Source organism: Nonomuraea sp. NBC_00507 (assembly GCF_036013525.1).
Lineage (GTDB): Bacteria > Actinomycetota > Actinomycetes > Streptosporangiales > Streptosporangiaceae > Nonomuraea.
Map to the genome: position 1 here is coordinate 3,879,473 of NZ_CP107853.1, position 20,242 is coordinate 3,899,714.

A 20,242-nucleotide genomic window follows, 5' to 3' on the forward strand; every position below is an offset into this window, starting at 1 on the left:
GCATCGCCGCGCCGGAGCGCGCGACCTGTCTGCCGACACAGGCACCTCGGCCGCAGTTCACGCCGACCGGGATCCGGTGGCATGACCTGCCCTGCGGTCGCTCAGCACTCTACTGCCGAGCGTTGCAGGATCAATTCACTCACTCATTGAAGAGGCCGTTGAACGGGAACTGGCCCTCGTTCTGCTCATGCTTCTGCTTCTGAGAATGGTGCTGCCTCTGGCTCTGCTGGTTGTTGTTGTGGATCCAGATGCGTACCTTCTGCCTGCCGTGATGGCGGTTATTGTCGCCCCAGCCGTGGCCCGTGACGAAGCCGTTGGCCACTGAGGTGACCGCGGAGCCCGTGGCGGCGTTGGCGGTCGAGGAGCCGGTCAGCGCGGCAATGGCGCCGGACACTGCGGTGACGACGGCGAGAGTCGCGGCGGTCTTGAGCTTGGGCATTTTTCCCCCAAAGGTTCTGTTGCCCCTGTTCTCCATATTTTCCGGACTACATGGAAAATATCGGTGGATGATGGCTAATGTGCCATCTGTCCAATTTGTTTCCCGGGCGGTCTGGGCTAAACGGGCCTCGCGGCAATTTACCGTTCTTCAACGCTCTCATCGCCTTCTTTGGGCGTTTCGCGGAGTTGGGTGACTGGTCCGTATCGCTTTCCCCTTGTGAAGTGAAACGGAGACCTGTAAACACACAAAAGCGCTCTCGACAGTGAAATGTCGAGAGCGCGGGTGTGTGATATGGCTGCTTGTGGAGAAGCGTCCTCGAGCTTCTCTCGCTGATCCCTCGCCAGGTCCTGGACGCGGCCATCGCCGCACACGGGTGCCGAGAGCGTCGGGTTCGCAAGTTGCCCGCGCACGTGGTCGTCTATCTCCTGATCGCGTTGTGCCTGTTTCCAGACGATGATTACGAGGAGGTCGCCGAGAAGCTGACCGGGATGCTCGCATTTGTGCCGGGCTCGCGGTGGGAGCCGCCGACGCGAGGTGCGGTGACTCAGGCCAGGCAGCGCTTGGGCGCTGAGCCGGTCAAGGAGGTGTTCGAGCGTGTGGCCCGCCCAGCCGTCTCCCCGACAACGACGGGTGCCTGGCTCGGCCGCTGGCGGCTGATGGCGATCGACGATTCGTGCTCGACCTGCCCGACACTCCGGCGAACCTCGAAGAGTTCCCCAAGGACAGCGTGGGCGGGTATGAGACCGCATTTGCACAGGCCCGGGTCGTGGCCATCAGCGAGTGCGCCAGTCACGCGATCGTCGCGGCGGATGTGTCGGGCTGCTGGGACGGTGAACAGACCCTGGCCTACTCCCTGTAGGAGCTGCTGGTGGAAGACATGCTGCTGCTCGCCGATCGCGGCTTCTACGGCTTCTATGCCTGGGGTCAGGCCCGCCGTAGCGGCGCCCAGCTGCTGTGGCGAGTGCAGGCCGGGCTCCGCCCGTACTGGCTGTGCGACCTTGACGACGGATCCCGGCTCGCGGTCATCACCAACCCCGTGGTCGGCTTGCACAGGTCGCAGAAGGACCGGTTGCGTGAAGACGCCCGCCAGGGCCGCTTGCTACCATGATCGCTGGGAAGCGGAAACCGGCATCGACCAGCTGAAGACGCACCTGCGCGGGCCGGGCCGGGCTCTACGGTCCCGCACTCCCGACCTGGCGCGCCAGGAGACCTGGGCCTACCTCCTCACCCACTGGGCCTTAGCCACCCTGATCTGCGTCGCGGCCACCACCGCAGGGGTCGTACCCCGACGGGATCAAGTTCCTGGCCACCCTGCGCATCGTGCGCCGCTCAGTCACCGACCGGGCGGTCTTTCCGCCTGCACCCCACGGCACCCTCTGGACGCGCACCGTCCACCAGGCCGGCCGGCCTCGCAATCGCAACCCCTCCCGCCGGCACCGCAGCTACCCCCTAGCCGTCAAAGGCACCCGGCGAAGCAGCTACAGAGAACGCCGGCCCCTCCGACAAGGGCATCCGACACGCAGGACCGCCCACCGTCGCGCTCTTGCCGCGGCAACCTCGGACCAGAGCATGATCGTTAACTAAACGGCATTGGACCCGGTCGAGCACTCATTATGGCGTGATTAGTTGAAGTAAGGCACAGCCATACGACTATCGACATTCCAGTGCCGGGGGGCGCAATAATTTCCCGCAGCCCTTGTCCATCATGACCCAGGAACAATCCAGACAATTCGTCCCATTTCACCTGCAAGCCTCGAGAAGGGGCAATAAAGCGCTAGGGTAGAGTAAACTACTACAAAGTTTGTTTACGTGACAATCGTCCTGGCAATAAACCGTACGGATGGTGCATTAGCCATCATGTGCGATGTTTTCCAACCAGTCCGGAAAATATCGAGAAACTGGAGCAACTGAACCCTGGGGGAAACTCAATGCCCACGTTCAAGAGTGTCATCGCGGCTCTCGCCGCTAGCACCGCTATGACCGGCGCCGTCGTTGCGCTGGCCGACTCCACTGCCCACGCCGCGCCCAGCAGCGGTTACACCATGGGCAAGAACCAGTTCCTGAACCAGTTCCCGAACCGGCCCCTGATCGAGCCACCGGAGAACGGAGGCGACGGCAACGCGGCCGCAGCCGCCGCCGCGTGCGGAGGTTCAGCCGCAGCCGCAGCCGCCGCGAGCTCCGCGTGCGAAGGCGACGACGACGGCGACGCGGCCGCGGCCGCCGCCGCGGGCAACGCGGCCGCAGCCGCCGCCGCGTGCGGAGATTCGGCCGCAGCCGCCGCCGCGTGCGGAGATTCGGACGCAGCCGCCGCCGCCGCCGCGGGCAGAGGTTCGGACGCAGCCGCCGCGAGCGGAGACGACGAGTAGCCCAGTCCATCCTGTCTGCGTCGATCCACCGCGGAGCGGCAGCGGGCCGGCGACGGAGGTGCAAGCCCGGCTTGATGTGTCCCTGCGCCTCGGCAGGCTCCACGATGATTGGACGCCGAGGGTCACAGCCGGGCTCTCCTGGATCGATGATCATCTGCACTTTGTATGCGTGCAGGACCGGAGAGAAAGACGGACGCCCATCCTGGAGAGATCCCGCACGCCGACCACGCAGAAAGGCCGCCCCTGGTGAGCGGGGCGGCCTTTCAAGATCTCTCATCACGGAGATGGGGGAGATGGTACCCCGGGCTCCTGAGGTTCCTTCGGCCGAGGGATTCCTAAGTCGTCGAAGTAGTCGTTCAGTGCATCCGAGATGAACGGCCGGCCGCCCAGGTCCTCCCGCAGGCATCCCTCGACGAGACGCGCTCGTGTGTTCCGAGTCAGCCGCACCATGGTCAGCTTGCCACCGCCCATGTTGTTCTTCTTCGGCGCGGGGATCTTCAGTTCGGCGTCCTCGGGCATCTCCTTCGGGATGCCGAGCTTGTCGCAGTAGGAGTTGATGGCGTCTTCCCGGATGTCCCTGACGCCCTTGCCGGTGCGGTCGTGTGCCTTCGTCATGCGGTTATCGGTGGCTTGATCCACGCGGGTGCCCGTGCGACGCGCCCCCGGACGGGAGTGGCGGTGCGTCGAGGCGTTGGCGGTTCCGCTGACGTTCCTTCGTCTGGCTCAGTGGAAGCGGCGTTGCGAGGGTCGGGCCTCTTGCGGGGCGGCATGATTGCGTGCTCCGTGGCGTGTGGCTGAATGGTGTTGACCCCAATGCCGTTTAGTTAACGATCATGCTCTGGTTCGAGGTTGCCGCGGCAAGAGCGTCCCAGCAGCCCGACACATCCGCCGCGACGATCGCGTGACGGCTCTGCACGCGGCGCGAAGTCGCTGGTGGCCGAGTCCATTCCCACCGCCCGGCAAGCAGGCTGCACCGGCACCCTGATCCTGCGCGGCGACTCGGCGTTCTACAGCGCTGAGGTCGCCGCCGCCTGCCGCGCCCAGGAGACGCGGTTCTCATGTCCAGAACGGAGGAACTTCCTCAGCAGCTCCTGCTTTGCCGGTGCTGTTCCGGATCAGCGGCCCCCTGACCAACTGCACTCCATGGGCGGCTGCCCAACCATGAGGCACTATCAGGGCGGGCGGTTCTCGTATCGTCGATATCGAGAACCGCCCGCCCTTGTTGAGCTGGATTCCCATCACGGGATCGTATGGTCGCCCACATCAGATAACCAGCTCGCATAATCAACGACGGCGCCGACCAGGTGCATGACCGGCCCTGGCGCATGATAAAGCCGAGGTACCTGTGTTTCGTTCCGGTATCGCCTCGCCGGAGCGTGTGGCATGTCTGCCGACACAGGCACCTCGGCCGCGGTTCATGCCGACCGGGATCCGGTGGCATGATCCGCCCTGCAGTCGCTCAGCACGCTACTGCTGAGCGTTGCTGGATTACTTCTCCACCTCAGTCATTGAAGAAGGAGTCGAGGAAGGACGACTGGCCTTCGCTCTGGTGGTGCTTCTGCTTCTGGTACGCGTGCTGCTTCTGGTTCTGCTGGTTGTTGTTGTGGATCCAGATGCGTACCTTCTGCCTGTTGTGGTGGCGGTTATGGTCGCCCCAGCCGTGGCCCGTGACGAAGCCGCCCGCCGCCGAGGTGACTGCGGAGCCCGTGGCGGCGTTGGCGGTCGAGGAGCCGGTCAGCGCGGCAATGGCGCCGGACACTGCGGTGACGACGGCGAGAGTCGCGGCGGTCTTGAACTTGGGCATTTTTTCCCCCCAAAGGTTCTGTTGCCCCTGTTCTCCGTATTTTCCGGACTACATGGAAAATATCGGTGGATGATGGCTAATGTGCCATCTGTCCAATTTGTTTCCCGGGCGGCCTGCGCTAAACGGACCTCGCGGCAATTTACCGTTCTTCAACGCTCTCATCGCCTTCTTTGGGCGTTTCGCGGAGTTGGATGACTGGTCCGTATCGCTTTCCCCTTGTGAAGTGAAACGGAGACCTGTAAACACACAAAAGCGCTCTCGACAGTGAAATGTCGAGAGCGCGGGTGTGTGATATGGCTGCTTGTGGAGAAGCGTCCTCTAGCGTCTAGGTGGCGGCGTAAAAAAGGAGTGCCTGCGTTCCACATCGGGTCATCGCTTCGGTGAAGCGGATGACGCCACTGCGGGACGCAGGCACTCTGGTGCGGCTCCGGCGGACCAGGATGCGGTCGCCTGACCGCCACTCGACGGTTCAATGCGCTCATGCAGGGCGCTTCTTGCTAGGGGATTATCGCGTCAGGCTTCCCCTCAGAGGCTACGGCGCCGGCGGGTAAGCTGCGGCTGCGGCCGCGGCCGCAGCGTCGGCGTCGGCGTCGGCCTTGTTCTTGGCCTTCTGCAGCTGGGCCTGGAGCTCAGCCTGCTTCTGGTCCTGCCTTTCGGCCTGGTTCTGGGTCTGGTGGTTGTTGTTATGGATCCAGATGCGGACCTTCTGCTTGTTCCTGTGGCGGTGCTTGCCGTGGCCGCCGCCCCAGCCCCAGCCCCCGCCGCCGGCGACGAAGCCCTCGCCCGGCGTGGCGTTGGCAGGTGAGGAGGTGGTCAGCGCGGCAGCGCCGGTCATGGCTGCGCTGGCTGCGAAAAGAGCCGCGATGGCAGTCTTGAACTTGGGCATTGAATTTCCCCCCAAAGGTTCTGTTGCCCCTGTTCTAAATATTTTCCGGACTGCGTGGAAAATATCGCGGATAGTGGCGATTGCACCATCCGTTGCATTTCATATTTCCCGGGCGACTGTCAGGTAAACGGGCTTCGTGGCGTTTTGCTCTACTCTGACGTTCTCATTGCTCTCATTAAGCATTTATGAAATGAGTTGATGCGATTTGTCCGAATTGCTCTTAATGTGGCGAAGCGATCTGCCGTTGATGCGGGTAAATGCGCTCTCGCTGGCCAATGCGGCGAGGGTGCGCCTCGCTGGGTCCCGCGATTGGTTGTATTGCTGGCAAGCTGGACTTATCGATCTTGGACTGCTGTTGCGGGTGCGTCCGGTTAGGGGTGGCTTGGCCGGAGTTGTTGCCGGCGGGCCCAGGCGTCCAGTCGTTTGATTGCTTCGTGATCGGGGCTGCCGTATGGGGCGGTGAGCAGCACGATGGCTTGTTCCTGATCGTCGATGCTGGTCAGGGCCTGCCAGTCCAGGCTGAACTCCCCGACGACGGGATGGCGGAGGAGGCTGCGGCCGGAGGTATGAACGGTCACCAGGTGGTCGGCCCACCAGGTGCGGAAGTCCTCGTCCCGTACCGACAGCTCGCCCACGAGTTCTTGCAGCCGGGGCTGATCGGGGTAGGCTCCCGCGGCCATGCGCAAGCTCGAGACCGCCTCTTGCGCGCGGGCGCGCCAATCGGCTTGCAGAGACCGGACGTGATCGTCGAGGAAGATCAGGCGCACGTAGTTGCGGTGGGCCGGATTCATGGCGGTCAGGTCGCCCAGCAGAGCGGTGCCCAGCAGGTTCCAGGCCAGGATGTCCAGGTAGCGGCCGAGTACGAGGGCGGGGGTGTCGACGAGGTTGGCCAGTAGCCGGGCCGTTTGCGGGGTGATGCGCTGCTCGGCCTCACCGGACTGCTCCTGCGCCTCGGGGTAGGCCAGCTGGAACAGATGCCGTTGTTGATCGTCGTTGAGACGCAGCGCGCGGCCGATGGCGTTCAGGACCGACCGGGAGGCGGTGCGTACCCGGCCCTGCTCGATGCGGGTGTAGTAGTCGGTGCTGATCCCGGCCAGTTGGGCCACCTCTTCCCGGCGCAGGCCTGGAACCCGTCGGGGGTATGGCGGTTCGGGTAGGCCATGCTCGGCTGCGGTGACGGCGGCGCGTCGGGCGGTGAGGAAATCGGCCAGCGGTCCCCTGGAGGAGGCAACCTCAATGCTGTCCATATCCATCGATGATTGCACCGGTGCGGAGAAATTTCCTTGGAAGAGTCTTCCTAGGAATAACCGATCCCTGCAGCTCAGCGGCGTGATATGTGAGGGTGGATTCTGGAGGGAAGAGTCGGCCTTGCGGTGCCGGAGGGGGGTTGTGAGGCCGCCTTCCCTCTCTTGCGCCTGGAGCCGGAGCGGCTGTGAACGGCGGTCGGCCTCGCAAGCGGCCCCAGGCTCTCGTCGAGAGCCTGGGGATCCGGATGACGGCGAATGTGTGCTGCCTGATCGCAGTAAGTGAAGCAGAGTGCCAACGTCGCTCATGGGTGACACGGGCACTCGGTTACGGGCTTCACGTCACTCGGGACACGGTCGCGAGAGCCCCGCTTGGACCGTTCGGCGCACTGTGCGCTCGCCTCAAGGGCTGCCGGTCGCCGTGTTGTCGGCCGTGCTGTCCGCGGTGCTGTCCGCAGTGTCGCTGGCCGTGCTGTCCGCCGTGTTGTCGGCTGTATTGTCCGCCGTGTTGTGCAGGGACTGATTCTGATTCTGGGTTTCGTCCTCGCGGGGCTTCTGGCTCTGGCTCTGCTGGTTCTTGTTGTGGATATGGATGTAGATCTTCAGCCGGTAGCGGCCGTGGCGAATCCATCCGCTCCATCCACAGCGCTTGCGGCAGCCGGCCAAATAGCCGGCCGCGGTGGTGGTGGCGGCGGAGGCGGTGATCGCGCCGGCAGAAGTGGTGGTGGTCAGCGCGTCCAGGCCTGCGACGGTGCCGGCCATGGCGGCGCTGAGGCCGAGGCCTGCGACGACACTCTTGAACTTGGGCATTGGAATCCCCCCAAAGGTTCGGTTGCCCTGTTCTTGACGTTTCCCGATTGATCGACAAACACCGTGGATGGCTGGCTAATGCGTCATCCGTGTTCATTCTTGTTTCCGGGTACTAATGTCGCGTAACGGGCCTCATGATGTTTTGCTCCTCACTAACGCTCTCGTTGCTATTATTCGGCAACTTTCGCGTAAATTGAGATGCTTTGTCCTTTTTGGTGCGATGGCCATCCGTTCGGCTCCGTGGAGCGCGGGAACGCATGAATGCGCCCTCGGCAGTGAATTGCCGAGGGCGCATGTGGTGCGATCCGGTGGCCTGAGCGTTCGGTGGGCCTCTTTCCTGGTCTGGCTCTTGAGTCAGTGCCGGTGCTCCGTGTCGGCTCGTCGCTTCGATGCTGCGCGATCACGCTTACGGACTTCGGTCACGGCTCACGTCGACCGGGATGCCTTCGCAGGGCCGCTTTCCGATCGCTCAGGACCTTCCCGTCGATCGCTCCAGGGTCACTGCCTGGAGCTGTCAGTCATCCTCGAGGAAGCTGAACGGGAACTGGTTCTGGCCCTGCTCGTGCTTCTGGGCCTGTCGCGAGCCCTGGTTCTGGCTCTGCTGGTTGTTGTTGTGGATGTGGATCTTGATCTTCTGCTTGTGGCGGTTGTGGTGGCGGCCCCATCCGCCGCCGCCCCATCCGCCGCCGCCCCAGCCCCAGCCGCAGCGCTTGCGGCAGCCGGCGAGGAAGCCGGTCGTGGTGGTGGCGCCGGAGGCGGCGGAGGCGGTCGTCGCGCTGGCGGCCGAGGCTGTGGTCACCGAGCCCATGCTGATGGCGCCGCCGGTCGCTGCTGTGCTGATCGCCAGCCCTGCGACGATTGTCTTGAACGTGGGCATTGAGTTCCCCCCCAAAGGATCGATTGCCCTGGTTCCCGACATTTTCTAGTTGATCGGAAAATGTCGTGGATGGCGACAATGCGTCATCTGTCCCTTTGATGTCCGATGCGAAGGTTCCACAAACGAGCATCGAACGGTTTTGCTATACACGAACACTCTCATTGCCCCCATTAAACTTAAATCAAATGAATTGAGATGATTTGTCCGACTTCCTCGACGGGCGGCGGCGATGCGGCACTCTCCATGCCCTAATAAATGGCGATAAGTACGAAATGTCCGATATTGGGCTGTCTGGTGCTGCGGCATGGTTATCGTGGGGGTTAACGACAAGCAGCGTGGGAGTGACGACGAGGAGGAGGCATGGCAACCAAGCCGATCCCGCACTGGCCAGGACGCATGCTGGGCTCAGTGCACGTCAGGTCCACCCCCGGGGGGCCCGCCGAGCAAGCGGTGTTCGTGCACGGATTGGCCGGCTCGGCCACCAACTGGACGGACCTCATGGACGAGCTCAAGGACACGGTCACCGGCCACGCGCTCGACCTGCCCGGCGCCGGATACTCGCCTGAGCCCGACGACGGCGACTACACAGTCGCCGGGCAGTCCAGGGCCGTGATCGGCCTCATGGAGGAGACCGGCCCCGCCCACCTGTTCGGCAACTCCATGGGCGGCGCGATCGCCGTCAGGGTCGCCGCCACCCGCCCCGACCTGGTCCGCTCGCTCACGCTCATCTCGCCGGCCCTCCCGGACCTGCTCCCCAGATACGGCCCCATCCGCGTGGCCGCCGCCGCGATCCCCATGCTGGGTGAGTGGGTGGCGGGCATGATGCGCATGGTCCCGGCCGAGCAGCGGGTCCACGCCACCGTGTCCATGGTCTGGGCCGACGCGAACGCCGTCCACCCGGTACGCCTGAGCGACGCGATCAACGAGCTCCGCAGGCGCGACGACGTCCCGTACGCCGGAGCGGCGATGATCGGCGCGGCCCGGGGCATCGTGGCCGAATACTTCCGCCGCGGTGAGGACAACCTCTGGCGCCAGGCGGCCAGGGTCCAGGCGCCGACCCTGATCATGCACGGCCGGCGCGACCGCCTCGTCCGCCCGGCCATGGCCGCGAAGGCGCTGCGTACGTTCGCGAGCGCCAGGATCGTGTTGCTGCCGACCGCGGGTCATGTGGCGATGATGGAGCTGCCGCAGGTCGTGGCGGCCGAAGCACGCCGTCTGATCGGTGAGACTCGATTGGGGAATGCCCCACTCGCCAGCTAGGTTTCAAGGTGAGGACAGGGATCCCCTGGATAACGGGAGCGTAGAAAGTGTCGTTGCCACCGCTGGTCGAGCCGGCCGCAGAGCTGACCGTCGACGAAGTGCGCCGCTACTCGCGTCACCTGATCATTCCCGACGTGGGCATGGCGGGGCAGAAGCGGCTGAAGAATGCCAAGGTGCTGTGTGTGGGCGCCGGGGGCCTGGGCTCGCCCGCGCTGATGTACCTCGCGGCGGCGGGAGTCGGCACCCTCGGCGTCATCGACTTCGACGTGGTCGATGAGTCCAACCTGCAGCGGCAGATCATCCACGGCCAGTCCGACGTGGGCCGGCCGAAGGCCGAGAGCGCCGCGGCGTCGGTCCGCGAGATCAACCCGCTGGTCGACGTCGTCATTCACAACACGGCGCTGACCACGGAAAACGTCATGGAGATCTTCTCCGGCTACGACCTCATCGTCGACGGCACCGACAACTTCGCCACCCGCTACATGGTGAACGACGCCGCGGTGCTGCTCGGCAAGCCGTACGTCTGGGGCTCGATCTACCGCTTCGACGGCCAGGCCAGCGTGTTCTGGGCCGAGCACGGCCCCTGCTACCGCTGCCTCTACCCGGAGCCCCCGCCTCCCGGCATGGTGCCCTCGTGCGCCGAGGGCGGCGTGCTCGGAGTGCTCTGCGCGTCGATCGGCTCCATCCAGGTCAACGAGGCCATCAAGCTGCTGACCGGCATCGGCGACCCGCTGGTCGGGCGGCTGATGATCTACGACGCCCTGGAGATGAAGTACCGCGACGTCAAGGTCCGCAAGGACCCGGAGTGCGTCCTGTGCGGCAAGAACCCGACGGTCACCGAGCTGCTCGAGGACTACGAGGCCTTCTGCGGCGCGATCTCCGACGAGGCCGCCGAGGCCGCCAGCGGCTCCACGATCACCGCGCTGGAGCTCAAGGACATGCAGGAACGCGGCGACAACATCTTCCTCGTGGACGTGCGTGAGCCGAACGAGTACGAGATCGTCTCGATCCCCGGCGCCACGCTGATCCCCAAGGGCGAGTTCCTCAACGGCTCGGCCCTGGAGAAGCTGCCGCAGGACAAGCGCATCGTCCTGCACTGCAAGTCGGGCGCGCGCTCGGCGGAGGCCCTGGCGGTCGTGAAGAGCGCCGGGTTCTCCGACGCCGTCCACGTGGGCGGCGGCGTGCTCAGCTGGGTCAAGACCGTCGACCCCAGCCTGCCCAGCTATTAAGCATCTTCTGGCGGTGCCCTGCCGGACGCCCCGGTTAAGGTCGATGGCGTGAACCCAGCCCGCCCCTGGCCGACCCTGGTGGTGGCCTCCGCGCTGACCCTGGTCTGCGCGGTGGCCGCCGGGGTCGCGGGCAGCACGGCGGGCACCGAGCTCACCCGCGGCCCGAGCACCGCCGAGCTGCACGCGGCGGCCAAGCGGGAGGTCGCCGAGCGCTGGCGCACCTGGCCCGCGGGACGTATCTTCCCCGCCACATTGCCGTACTCCGCCGAGCAGGGCGGGCAGGAGCGGGCCAGCAGGGTCGGCATCTCCCCGCACACCGCGTGCGACTCCGTGGACGCCAAGGCGGCCAAGGCCCTGCGTAAGGCGGGTTGCCGCGGCCTGCTGCGCGCCACCTACATCGACGCGCTGCGCGGCGTGCTCGTCACCGTCGGCGTGGCGGCCCTGCGGGACGAGCTGGGTGCCGTGCGGGCCAAGTCCGCGTTCGCCGACAGCGGCAAACCCGTGCCCGGGCTGAGCCCGCTGGCCTTCGGCAACACGATCGCCCACCGCTTCACCCCTGCCGTGCGCCAGGCAGGGTCGGTCCGGCAGGCGGGACCCTACCTGGTGCTGACCACGGCCGGTGAGGTGGACGGCCGGCCGGGGAGCGCCGTCGGCGAGTCGCGCCCGGACATCTTCGCCTTCGCCACCGAGATCTCCGAGCATGTGCTGGCCGATCTCAGCACGCCCAGGATGCCCGATTGCACCGCAGAGGAATGGCAGTGCTGAGCCAGGGCACTCGAGCACCTGTGCTGAGACGGGTGGTGTCGGTGGCGGCGGCCGGGATGCTGCTGTTCGTGGCCCCGCCCGCGCGCGCCGACGATGTGCGCGGCGGGCAGCGGCAGGTGATCAAGACGCTGGAGCTGACCCAGGCATGGCGCGTCAGCAAGGGCGTCGGGGTCACCGTGGCGGTGCTCGACTCCGGCGTCGATCCACGCCATCGCGACCTCATCGGCTCGGTCCGGGTGGGCAGAGATTTCACCGCGGGCGCGAATCCGCCCGGGGTGGGTCCGCGCAGGTTGCACGGCACGTACATGGCCTCGCTGATCGCCGGGCACGGTCACGGCCGCCAAGGAAAGCTGGGGATCATCGGCGTCGCGCCCGAAGCGGACGTACTGTCAGTAAGGGTCATTCTCGAGGACGAGGAGCCGGGTTTCCGGGAGTTCAACTCGGCGGAGCGCTTCGAGAACGTCGTGGCCCGAGGCATCAGGTACGCGGTCGACGAGGGGGCGGACGTGATCAACATGTCGATCTCCAAGGAGCTGGCGACCCGGGAGGAGCGGGCGGCCATCCGCTACGCCATCTCCAGGGGCGTCGTGCTCGTCGCGGCCGCGGGCAACGACGGCGACCGGAAGATCGACCGCGATTTCGCGCCGTACTCCTACCCGGCGGCGTTCCCAGGGGTGGTCTCCGTGGGGGCGACGGACCGGCGGTTGCGGCGGGCCACGTTCTCCAACTGGAACTCCTCGGTGCAGGTGGCCGCGCCCGGCGTGGACATCATGGGCGCCGGACCAGGCGACGAGTATTGGGTCGGCAGGGGGACCTCGCAGGCGACGGCGCTCGTCTCCGGCGTCGCCGCCCTCATTAAGGCGAAATATCCGGATATGTCGCCGCCGCTCGTCGCGCAGGCCCTCACCGCCAGCGCCACCGACCGCCCGCCCGGCGGCTACGACACGGCCACCGGCTTCGGCGTCGTCAACGCCGCCCGCGCCCTGGCCGAGGCCGGCCGGCTGGCGGGGCACACCGAGACCGCGACAGGCGCCGGGGTGCAGGACCCCGCCAAGCCCGTGGCCGGCGGCGGGCAGACCGGCCCGATCAAGGTCATCGTCAGGGACGACGAGCGCGTCAGGGTCTACGCGGCCATCGCCGTCGCGGCGGCCGCAGGCGCGATCGCGTCGCTGACCGTCATATTCATCCTGGTCAGACGCGTACGCCGGGCGCACGGCTCGCAAGACGCATGATCTCTCCACTAAAGGGGACGAAATAGACAGGCCATGAACGCAGGAAGAGGCGGTGGTGAAGGCACGTAGGTCGATCTCAGGGCTGCCGCGCACCGGAGGCGAATCCGCCCCGGGACGCAGGAACCCACTCGGCGCCACCACCGGCCGCCGGTCACGCGTGCGTGCCTGGCCGGCCGCGAGCTCCCGCAGGAGCGTGGACGCCAAGCAGCGCGCCGAACTCGACGCGCTCCAGCAGGGCGTCCGCTACCGGCGCATCTTCGTGGCGCTGCTCGGCGTCATCATCACCATGTCGGCGGCCGTCGTGCTGCTCGGCACGATCGGGCTGCTCGACGAGACGCGGGCGCGCCCGCTGACCGCCTCGGAGCAAAACCAGTACAAGCAGGAGGAGATCGCCAGACGCTGGCAGGCGTGGCCGGCGACAGGCGTCTTCCCCGAAGAGGTGAAGTACCTCGGGCTCGACCGCGCCCAGCAGTACGCCAGGCGGGTCGGCATCGCCCCCGAGACCGAGTGCGGCAAGGGCGTGGACGCCTCCGTGGCCGGTGTGCTGGACAGCCACGGCTGCGTCACCATGCTGCGGGCCACCTACATCGACCAGACGGCGTCGTTCGTCTTCACGGTGGGCGTGGCCGTGCTCAAGGACGAGGCGTCCAGGGTCTCGGCCACCGAGGAGCTCACCCAGGACGACCGCGTCGGCGTGCTGCCCGTCGCCTTCCCCGGCACCGTGAGTGAGCGGTTCGGGCCCGACCAGCGGCAGCGTACGAGCTGGGTCGGCGCGGGACCGTACATCGTGTTCTCCACCGCGGGCTACGCGGACGGGCGGACCCGGGCCTCGATCCCGCCCGAGGAGATCCTGCACCCCGAGCTGTGGCCGGCGGCCAAGTCGATCGGTCACCAGATCGCCTACTTCCTCGCGGATCCCCCGAAGGTGCCGCCCTGCACGCAGGGGAACGTGTGCTGACCGCCATACGCGCGATCGCGGCCACCCTGCTGGTCTTCGCGGGACCGAGCGCCGACCCGGTCAGGGAGCAGCAGCAGTGGGTGCTCGACGCCCTCAACGTCCAGCAGGCGTGGACCGTCACCAAGGGGGCGGGCGTCACCGTCGCCGTCGTGGATAGCGGCGTGGACGCCGAGGTCAAGGAGCTGAAGGGACGTGTCAGCGCCGGCCCCGACATGACCTCGGGCTCGATCGTCCGCAACATCCCGCCCGGCAGGCACGGCACCGCCATGGCCGGCCTGATCGCCGGCTCCGGCGAGGACGACGGGCTGGTCGGCGTCGCGCCTGAGGCCCGCATCCTGTCGTTGCCCATGGTCACGGACGACGAACCGGATATGGAGTTCGGCGTCCCGCCCATGGAGGACCAGGAGATGGCCGCCGAGAGCCCGCTCGCCCGCGCCCTGCGGTACGCGGCCAACCACGGCGCCAAGGTCGTCAGCATGTCGATCGGGTCCTACGGGCCGAACAAGTCCGAGCGCGAGGCCGTCTCGTACGCGCTGAGCAAGGGCGTCGTGCTGGTCGCCGCCGTGGGCAACGACGGCCAGACCGGCTACGCCAGGGACAAGGGCACCTCCTACTGGAGTTTCCCGGCCGGCTACCCCGGCGTGATCGGCGTGGCGGCCACCGACAAGCAGGGCAGGAAGGCCACGTTCAGCAGCGACAATCTGTCGGTGCTCGTGGCCGCGCCCGGCGTGGAGGTGCCCGTGGTCAAGCGCAAGAGCGGCTACGAGCTGTCGGAGGGCACCAGCTCGGCCGCCGCGCTCGTGGCCGGGGTGGCCGCGCTCATCAAGTCCCGCTACCCGAGCCTGCCGCCCGAGCAGGTCGCCCAGGCGCTGTCCATGAGCGCGCGAGGCCGGCCCGCCGCCGGATACGACGACCAGACCGGGTTCGGCGTGGTCGACGCCGCCGCCGCGCTCAACGCCGCCGAGCGGCTGACCGGCGTGCAACGCAGCGCGGGGGAGTCCGGCAAGGAACACTTCGGCCAGGGCGAGGACTCGCCCGTGCCGACCCGGCCGGGACCCGACCCCTGGCACCTGTGGGTGTACGGGGGCGGGGTGCTGCTGGCGCTCATCACGTTCTGCGGCGCGATCATCGTGCTCAACCAGCGAAAGGAACCGTGAGAAGGGCCTGGACCAGGCACTACGGCGGGTTTCTCGTTGGCAAAGAGATCCGCTAGGGTCCCCCGTCATGGGATACGAGCTGCGAGTGGTGCGCGAGTCGCCGCTCGCCTTCGCGGAGTTGGCGAGGGCCATCGCGCCGGCCGGTTTCGAGCTGCGCGGGTCTGACGAGATCGTGATCGGCCACGCGGGCGGCAGGCACCCGGTGGCGCGCTGGGCGGGCCAGGTGGTCGGCGAGCCCGATTCCGACTGGCAGGTGGCACAACTCCTGAGGTTGTCGACCGCGCTCGGCGCCCGGCTCGTGGGCGAGGACGGCGAGGTCTACAAGCTCCGCGACGGTGTCATCGAGGTCGAGACGGGCGGCGGCGTCGTGGAGGTCGGCAAGCTCGAGCAGATCATCGACGCCGGCCCGGCGGCATGGAGCCCCTGACTCCCTTCGCCGAGCGGGTGCTCGACCTCGTCGAGCGCATCCCGCCCGGCAAGGTCATGGCGTACGGGGACATCGCCGAATATCTGGGTGAAGGCGGCCCGCGACAGGTCGGCAAGGTGATGTCCACGTGGGGTGGTGGCGTGCCCTGGTGGCGCGTCGTCCACGCCGACGGCAGCGGCGCCGCCCCTGACCACCTGCAACGCTGCCTGGCCCACTGGCGCGAGGAAGGCACTCCGCTGCGAGGCGAACGCGTCGACATGCGCCTGGCGCGCTGGGACGGGCGTTCAGGGGATTTTCAGTAAGCGCATTGACCTGCGGTTTTGCCGAACGGGCGATTCTGTGACATGTGACTCGCATTACCATGGGCAAAACACTGATGGCGGCCCGAAAGGCGGTGCCTCCCCAATGGCCACCGGCGTCACAGCCCAGAGCCAGGGCGGTAATTCGCTTGCCGACCGCCTGAAGGCTGTCCAGGATCTCTGCGATCGTGGCGAGCCTCTCGAAGCGGTCATGCGAGCGGTCGGCCCCGGCGGACGCGACGCGGCGTTCGACACCGAGGTGCTCAGCGGTCCCCTCGGGGGCCGCATCGACCTCGCGGTCAAACGCGGCGCCGCGCGGCGCCGCGAGATGCTCGCGCTCGTGCGCCCCTACCTCGCGGGCGTGGAGGCGGGGGTCAAACGTGACCTGCCGGTCGCCAGACGGGTCATCGTGCACCTGATCGAGCACCGCCCCGACGAGGAGCTCATCGACGGCGACACCCTCACCAAGGTTGTGACCGCGGCGGCCGAGCCGTCCAAGCGCATCCGCAAGGGCCTCAGCTGGTATGCCGATCTGCCCTTCCGTGACGAGCTGCCGCCCGGCCTCTACCGGCTGCGCAGGGCCGACATGGTGCCGGTGACCCACATCGACGACATCAACTGGGTCGACGGCAAGCTGCGCGTCACCGGCTTCGCCTACCTGGCCGGACTGTCGGTCCGCAGCCGCAGGTTCAACTGGGCGACCGTGGTGCTGCGCGGGCCGCGCTGGTTGCCGCCCATCCGCATGCGCACCCGCCGCGTGCTGGAGCCCGAGGCCACGCATGGGGCCCGCGAGCCCGGCTGCAACTACGACTGGTCCGGCTTCAGCGCGGAGCTGAGCCCGTGGCCGCTGCGCTGGCGCGGCGCCGTGCGCGCTGTGGTCTCCGCCGTGCGCCGCCGCATGCGGCACCGGCCGTCGGTGCCCGACACCACGACGTGGCGGGCCGAGATCGTGTTCTGGAGCCGTGGCGCGCGGGCCACCGGCCTGCTGCGCGGCTCCGCGCTCGGCCGGCCCGAGCGCCCCGCCGGGCTCAAGCTCAAGCCCGGCTGGTGGATCAGGCCGGTCTGGACGTCCGACCGGGCGCTGCAGGTCGTGCTCCAGCCCAACCGGGCCGAGCTGGCCGGGGTGTCCGTGGACGACGACCGCCTCGAGCTGAAGATCTCCCTGCCCGGCCGCACGGTCACCAAGGGCCACGCCAGGCTGGGCGGTCACCGCATCGCCGCCGACTTCACCCCGTCGGACGACGGCACGCAGGTGGTGGTCTCGCTGGCCGTGCCCTCCTTGCTGCAGGAGAAGGACGGGCGGCGGCTCTGGGTCGAGCCCAAGGGCGACCCGGCGGCCTCGGTCATGCTCGCCGACCTCGTCGAGACCCGCACGGTCGTGGGGGACCGCGAGATCACCGTGCTCGGCGACCGCCGCGACCGCGTCGTGGTCTCCGCCCACCGCGTCCGCCCCGTGATCACCTCCGCGGTCTGGGAAGACTCCGTGCTCGTGCTGCGCGGCCACTACCCGGACGCGTCCGGGCCCCGCACGCTCACGCTGCGGCACCGGTCCGGGTTGTCCTACCAGCTGCCCATGGAGCGCTCCGGCGAGGACTTCTCGGTCCGCGTCGAGCCTGCCGCCATGGACCGTTTCGGCGAGCCGGTGCCGCTGGCGTCGGGCACCTGGAACATGTCCGTACGCCATCCGTCCGGCGAGATCGTCCCGCTGCGCATGGACCACGCCGCCCTGGCGGGGCTCGATGAGAAACCGCGCACGGTCGGCGGGCGCACGTACCGGATGATCTCGACGCGCTTCGACGTGCCCGTCGTCGCCGTGGAGGAGGCCCGTCCGGCCGACGAGCGCGGCGTCGCGGGCACCCACGTGCTGCGGCGCGTCTTCTATCCCGCGCAGCGCACGGAGCCGCTGACGGAGGCGACCGTCTACGTCGTCAACGACGGGCGGCTCTATGCCGACAGCGTCCGCGCGATCTACGAGGAGCGGCTGCGGCGGGGCGACGACCGCGAGCACATCTGGATCGTCAAGGACGGGGCGTTCGTGCCGCCGGGCGGCGCGACCGTCGCGCGCGCCGGCAGCCGCGAGCACCACGCCGCTCTGGCCAGGTCCCGTCACATCGTGACCAACTCGTTCCTGCCCGCCTGGTTCCGCGCCCGCGAGGACCAGGTGGTGGTGCAGACCTGGCACGGCACCCCAGCCAAGATCATCGGTAACGACCAGCCCCACATGAACCGCGACCCCAAGCCGCCGATCTGGCATCGCCAGGCGGCGGAGGTGCGCGGCTGGGACCTGCTGCTGTCGCAGTCGCCGTGGGCGACGCCCGTGCTCCGCAAGGCCTTCGGCTACAAGGGCGAGATCCTGGAGAGCGGCCTGCCCCGCAACGACGTGCTCAACTCGCCGGACCGCGACGCCCTGGCGGCCGCGGTGCGCGAGCGGCTCGGGCTGGTGGAGGGCAAGCGGGTGGTCCTGTACGCGCCGACGTGGCGGGACTACGACCGCAAGAACGCCATGGTGAAGCTGGACCTGGCCAAGGCCCGCGAGGCGCTGGGCGCCGACCACGAGATCCTGGTCCGCGCCCATCCCATGCAGGCCATCCCGGCCGTCCCCGACATCGCCCATGACGTCACCACTTATCCGGACATGGCCGATCTGCTGCTGGTGGCCGACGTTCTGGTGACGGACTATTCGTCGGTGATGTTCGACTTCGCCTGCACCGGCCGCCCGATCGTGCTCTATGGCTACGACCTGGCGAAGTATTCGTCCAAGCGGGGTCTCTACCTCGACCTGGCCGAGCAGGCGCCCGGCCCGGTGCTGTCGACGTCGGCAGAGGTGATCGATGCCCTGCGGTCGATCGACTCGGTGGGGGCGTCGCACGCCGACCGCTATGACGCGTTCCGCGCGACGTTCGCTCCCCGCGACGACGGCAAAGCCACTGCTCGGGTGGTCGATCGTCTGTTTTCGTGATCTTCCGCGGTCGCCCAGCGTCACCGCGCGCCCTTAACAACCATCCTTTACGGTCGCCCAGCGTCACCGCGCGCCTTTGACAACCATCCTTTACGGTCGCCCAGCGTCACCGCACGCGCCGTAACTCCTTGCCGTCTGTCATGGCCGGTCGTGAAGGCTCACGGGTTGCTCGCCGTGACGGAGCGTCTAGTTGACCGGCTCCGTGGTCAGAGCTGGAGGCCCGGGATGTCGCGAAGGAGGATCTGGCGGGTGGGGTCGAACGTCGGCTCGCGGTCCCCGGGCAGGTGGTCGAGCAGGAGATAGAGCAGCGAGGACAACGTGGTGCCGCAGACGATGTCGCCGTTGTCGATCAGCTTGCGGATCCCCGGCAAGGGGAGCCAGTCGATGCGGCCGGCCTGCGAAGGATCCGCCGGCGGGCCGATGCGCGTGGCCGATTCGGCGCAGTAGACGTGATGCAGGGCGTCGATGAAGCCGTTGGCGGGTTGGACGGCGAGCAGCGGGCGCAGGAGGCCCGGACGCCAGCCGGTCTTCTGCTCGACCTCCCGCGCCGCGGCTGCCTGCGGCATCTCACCCTCGTCGACCTCCCCCAGCGGGATCTCCCACCCCCAGCTGTCGGTGATGAACCGGTGTCGCCAGATCAGCAGGACCCGGTCCTGCTCGTCGGTGACGACCGCTCCGGCCGCGGGTGCGGTGCGGACGAGATGGTGATCGAGATGCCGCCCGTCGGGCAGCTCCACGTCCGCGACCCGGACGTCCACCCGCGCGGCGGAGTAGAGCGTCTTCTCGGAGTGGACCTGCCAGACCATGACCCTACGTTACAAGGACGCACGCTCCGTGCGCACGTCACTTGCGCAGGTCCACCTCCAGGGCGAGTGGCGAGAGCCGGATCTCGTGGCTGGGGAAACCGCTCTGCCCGATGAACGCCTCGAACTCGCTCTTCGTGTAGGCGCGTCGGGGCAGGAGCGAGCGCAGGGTGAAGCGCGTGACCATCTTGGCGAGCCCGCCCACCCCCATGCGTGCCACGTCCTCGTCCACTGCCTCCTTGGATACGTCCCGCCGCAGGTCGATGATGAGGGCGGCGCCGCCGGGCCGCAGCACCCTGTGCATTTCCCGCAGGGCCCCGAGCGGATCGGAGAAGTTCTTGAAGGCGGCGCAGCAGACGGCGAAGTCGAAGCTCTCGTCCTCGAACGGCATCGAGGAGGCGTTGCCCAGCCGGAAGTCGACGGCGGCCCCGGCCTCGGCGGCCTTGGTGCGGGCGATCTCGACGAAGGTCTCGCTGACGTCGAGTCCGGTGACGGTGTAGTCGCCGGTCCTGGCCAGCGCGATCGACAGGTAGCCCGGTCCGGGAGCGACCTCCAATATCGAGCTCCCTTGGCCGGCCCGTTGTCGTACGGCCTCCACCTGCTGCTCGTAGCGCTCGGGCGACTTGCCGTTGGCGGTGGTGTACCAGCGAGCGATCGGGCCTTCCATGCCGATGCCCTTGTATCCCTTGTCGGTTCTGGTCATGACGCACACGATATATCGCGTCTG

21 protein-coding genes and 1 pseudogene are annotated in these 20,242 nt (G+C 67.6%); 13 read left to right on the forward strand and 9 right to left on the reverse strand.

What is annotated here, in order from left to right; genetic code table 11:
• Positions 1-139 precede the first annotated feature (139 nt).
• Positions 140-475: a hypothetical protein gene (locus tag OHA25_RS19460; protein WP_327588959.1), complete on the reverse strand. Its 336-nt coding sequence runs from the start codon at positions 473-475 to the stop codon at positions 140-142.
• A gap of 263 nt (positions 476-738) precedes the next feature.
• Between OHA25_RS19460 and OHA25_RS61450 the strand changes: the two are divergent.
• The 4 genes and pseudogenes from OHA25_RS61450 to OHA25_RS19475 all read left to right on the forward strand — a co-directional run.
• Positions 739-1,020: pseudogene (locus OHA25_RS61450) on the forward strand (transposase domain-containing protein); the annotation flags it as partial.
• 92 nt (positions 1,021-1,112) lie between these two features.
• Positions 1,113-1,298, forward strand: a complete 186-nt coding sequence (locus OHA25_RS19465; protein ID WP_327588960.1) for a hypothetical protein — start codon at positions 1,113-1,115, stop codon at positions 1,296-1,298.
• Between the two features lie 9 nt (positions 1,299-1,307).
• Positions 1,308-1,547 carry a hypothetical protein gene (locus OHA25_RS19470; RefSeq protein WP_327588961.1) on the forward strand — a complete coding sequence of 80 codons (240 nt, stop codon included), beginning with the start codon at positions 1,308-1,310 and terminating at the stop codon, positions 1,545-1,547.
• 820 nt (positions 1,548-2,367) lie between these two features.
• Positions 2,368-2,805 carry a hypothetical protein gene (locus OHA25_RS19475; protein ID WP_327588962.1) on the forward strand — a complete coding sequence of 146 codons (438 nt, stop codon included), beginning with the start codon at positions 2,368-2,370 and terminating at the stop codon, positions 2,803-2,805.
• Positions 2,806-3,081: 276 nt separating this feature from the next.
• On the opposite strand, the gene OHA25_RS19480 is transcribed toward OHA25_RS19475, so the two are convergent.
• The 6 genes from OHA25_RS19480 to OHA25_RS19505 form a co-directional block, all read right to left on the reverse strand.
• Positions 3,082-3,420, reverse strand: a complete 339-nt coding sequence (locus OHA25_RS19480; RefSeq protein ID WP_327588963.1) for a hypothetical protein — start codon at positions 3,418-3,420, stop codon at positions 3,082-3,084.
• An 886-nt stretch (positions 3,421-4,306) separates the two neighbouring features.
• Positions 4,307-4,609, reverse strand: a complete 303-nt coding sequence (locus OHA25_RS19485) for a hypothetical protein (protein ID WP_327588964.1) — start codon at positions 4,607-4,609, stop codon at positions 4,307-4,309.
• A gap of 532 nt (positions 4,610-5,141) precedes the next feature.
• Positions 5,142-5,495, reverse strand: coding sequence for a hypothetical protein (locus OHA25_RS19490; protein ID WP_305924192.1), 354 nt, complete (start codon positions 5,493-5,495; stop codon positions 5,142-5,144).
• 371 nt (positions 5,496-5,866) lie between these two features.
• The gene (locus OHA25_RS19495; RefSeq protein WP_327588965.1) at positions 5,867-6,742 is read right to left on the reverse strand and encodes a helix-turn-helix domain-containing protein; all 876 of its coding nucleotides are present in this window, start codon (positions 6,740-6,742) and stop codon (positions 5,867-5,869) included.
• Between the two features lie 399 nt (positions 6,743-7,141).
• On the reverse strand, positions 7,142-7,549 hold the full coding sequence (locus OHA25_RS19500; RefSeq protein ID WP_327588966.1) for a hypothetical protein: 408 nt from the start codon (positions 7,547-7,549) through the stop codon (positions 7,142-7,144).
• A gap of 514 nt (positions 7,550-8,063) precedes the next feature.
• Positions 8,064-8,426: a hypothetical protein gene (locus OHA25_RS19505; RefSeq protein ID WP_327588967.1), complete on the reverse strand. Its 363-nt coding sequence runs from the start codon at positions 8,424-8,426 to the stop codon at positions 8,064-8,066.
• Between the two features lie 360 nt (positions 8,427-8,786).
• Between OHA25_RS19505 and OHA25_RS19510 the strand changes: the two genes are divergently transcribed.
• The 9 genes from OHA25_RS19510 (at position 8,787) to OHA25_RS19550 (ending at position 18,712) form a co-directional block, all read left to right on the forward strand.
• The gene (locus OHA25_RS19510; RefSeq protein ID WP_327588968.1) at positions 8,787-9,686 is read left to right on the forward strand and encodes an alpha/beta fold hydrolase; all 900 of its coding nucleotides are present in this window, start codon (positions 8,787-8,789) and stop codon (positions 9,684-9,686) included.
• Between the two features lie 47 nt (positions 9,687-9,733).
• Positions 9,734-10,915 (forward strand): adenylyltransferase/sulfurtransferase MoeZ, encoded by a 1,182-nt coding sequence (moeZ, locus tag OHA25_RS19515; protein ID WP_327588969.1) that lies wholly within the window; start codon positions 9,734-9,736, stop codon positions 10,913-10,915.
• A 48-nt stretch (positions 10,916-10,963) separates the two neighbouring features.
• The gene (locus tag OHA25_RS19520) at positions 10,964-11,680 is read left to right on the forward strand and encodes a hypothetical protein (RefSeq protein ID WP_327588970.1); all 717 of its coding nucleotides are present in this window, start codon (positions 10,964-10,966) and stop codon (positions 11,678-11,680) included.
• Positions 11,681-11,700: 20 nt separating this feature from the next.
• Complete coding sequence (locus OHA25_RS19525) at positions 11,701-12,912, forward strand: S8 family serine peptidase (protein ID WP_327588971.1); 1,212 nt, start codon at positions 11,701-11,703, stop codon at positions 12,910-12,912.
• Positions 12,913-12,967: 55 nt separating this feature from the next.
• The gene (locus OHA25_RS19530; protein ID WP_327588972.1) at positions 12,968-13,870 is read left to right on the forward strand and encodes a hypothetical protein; all 903 of its coding nucleotides are present in this window, start codon (positions 12,968-12,970) and stop codon (positions 13,868-13,870) included.
• Entirely contained in the window at positions 13,864-15,027 is a 1,164-nt protein-coding gene (locus tag OHA25_RS19535) for a S8 family serine peptidase (RefSeq protein ID WP_327588973.1), read from the forward strand. Before OHA25_RS19530 ends, OHA25_RS19535 begins: the two co-directional genes overlap by 7 nt.
• A 67-nt stretch (positions 15,028-15,094) precedes the next feature.
• Positions 15,095-15,454: a hypothetical protein gene (locus OHA25_RS19540; protein ID WP_327588974.1), complete on the forward strand. Its 360-nt coding sequence runs from the start codon at positions 15,095-15,097 to the stop codon at positions 15,452-15,454.
• Positions 15,442-15,756: an MGMT family protein gene (locus OHA25_RS19545; protein ID WP_327588975.1), complete on the forward strand. Its 315-nt coding sequence runs from the start codon at positions 15,442-15,444 to the stop codon at positions 15,754-15,756. The genes OHA25_RS19540 and OHA25_RS19545 overlap by 13 nt, the downstream gene beginning before the upstream one ends.
• Positions 15,757-15,964: 208 nt before the next feature.
• Positions 15,965-18,712 (forward strand): CDP-glycerol glycerophosphotransferase family protein, encoded by a 2,748-nt coding sequence (locus OHA25_RS19550; RefSeq protein ID WP_327588976.1) that lies wholly within the window; start codon positions 15,965-15,967, stop codon positions 18,710-18,712.
• A gap of 206 nt (positions 18,713-18,918) precedes the next feature.
• Here OHA25_RS19550 and OHA25_RS19555 read toward each other — a convergent pair whose 3' ends face one another.
• Positions 18,919-19,518, reverse strand: a complete 600-nt coding sequence (locus OHA25_RS19555) for an NUDIX hydrolase (protein ID WP_327588977.1) — start codon at positions 19,516-19,518, stop codon at positions 18,919-18,921.
• Positions 19,519-19,555: 37 nt separating this feature from the next.
• Complete coding sequence (locus OHA25_RS19560) at positions 19,556-20,218, reverse strand: class I SAM-dependent methyltransferase (RefSeq protein WP_327588978.1); 663 nt, start codon at positions 20,216-20,218, stop codon at positions 19,556-19,558.
• Positions 20,219-20,242: the final 24 nt, after the last annotated feature.

Bases quoted from the DNA above. Each gene is read 5' to 3' on its own strand.
- OHA25_RS19460 (WP_327588959.1), bottom strand. From the start codon at position 475: ATGGAGAACAGGGGCAACAGAACCTTTGGGGGAAAAATGCCCAAGCTC.
- OHA25_RS19475 (WP_327588962.1), top strand. From the start codon at position 2,368: ATGCCCACGTTCAAGAGTGTCATCGCGGCTCTCGCCGCTAGCACCGCT.
- OHA25_RS19480 (WP_327588963.1), bottom strand. From the start codon at position 3,420: ATGACGAAGGCACACGACCGCACCGGCAAGGGCGTCAGGGACATCCGG.
- OHA25_RS19485 (WP_327588964.1), bottom strand. From the start codon at position 4,609: ATGCCCAAGTTCAAGACCGCCGCGACTCTCGCCGTCGTCACCGCAGTG.
- OHA25_RS19490 (WP_305924192.1), bottom strand. From the start codon at position 5,495: ATGCCCAAGTTCAAGACTGCCATCGCGGCTCTTTTCGCAGCCAGCGCA.
- OHA25_RS19495 (WP_327588965.1), bottom strand. From the start codon at position 6,742: ATGGACAGCATTGAGGTTGCCTCCTCCAGGGGACCGCTGGCCGATTTC.
- OHA25_RS19500 (WP_327588966.1), bottom strand. From the start codon at position 7,549: ATGCCCAAGTTCAAGAGTGTCGTCGCAGGCCTCGGCCTCAGCGCCGCC.
- OHA25_RS19505 (WP_327588967.1), bottom strand. From the start codon at position 8,426: ATGCCCACGTTCAAGACAATCGTCGCAGGGCTGGCGATCAGCACAGCA.
- OHA25_RS19510 (WP_327588968.1), top strand. From the start codon at position 8,787: ATGGCAACCAAGCCGATCCCGCACTGGCCAGGACGCATGCTGGGCTCA.
- OHA25_RS19540 (WP_327588974.1), top strand. From the start codon at position 15,095: ATGGGATACGAGCTGCGAGTGGTGCGCGAGTCGCCGCTCGCCTTCGCG.
- OHA25_RS19545 (WP_327588975.1), top strand. From the start codon at position 15,442: ATGGAGCCCCTGACTCCCTTCGCCGAGCGGGTGCTCGACCTCGTCGAG.
- OHA25_RS19550 (WP_327588976.1), top strand. From the start codon at position 15,965: ATGCGAGCGGTCGGCCCCGGCGGACGCGACGCGGCGTTCGACACCGAG.
- OHA25_RS19555 (WP_327588977.1), bottom strand. From the start codon at position 19,518: ATGGTCTGGCAGGTCCACTCCGAGAAGACGCTCTACTCCGCCGCGCGG.
- OHA25_RS19560 (WP_327588978.1), bottom strand. From the start codon at position 20,218: ATGACCAGAACCGACAAGGGATACAAGGGCATCGGCATGGAAGGCCCG.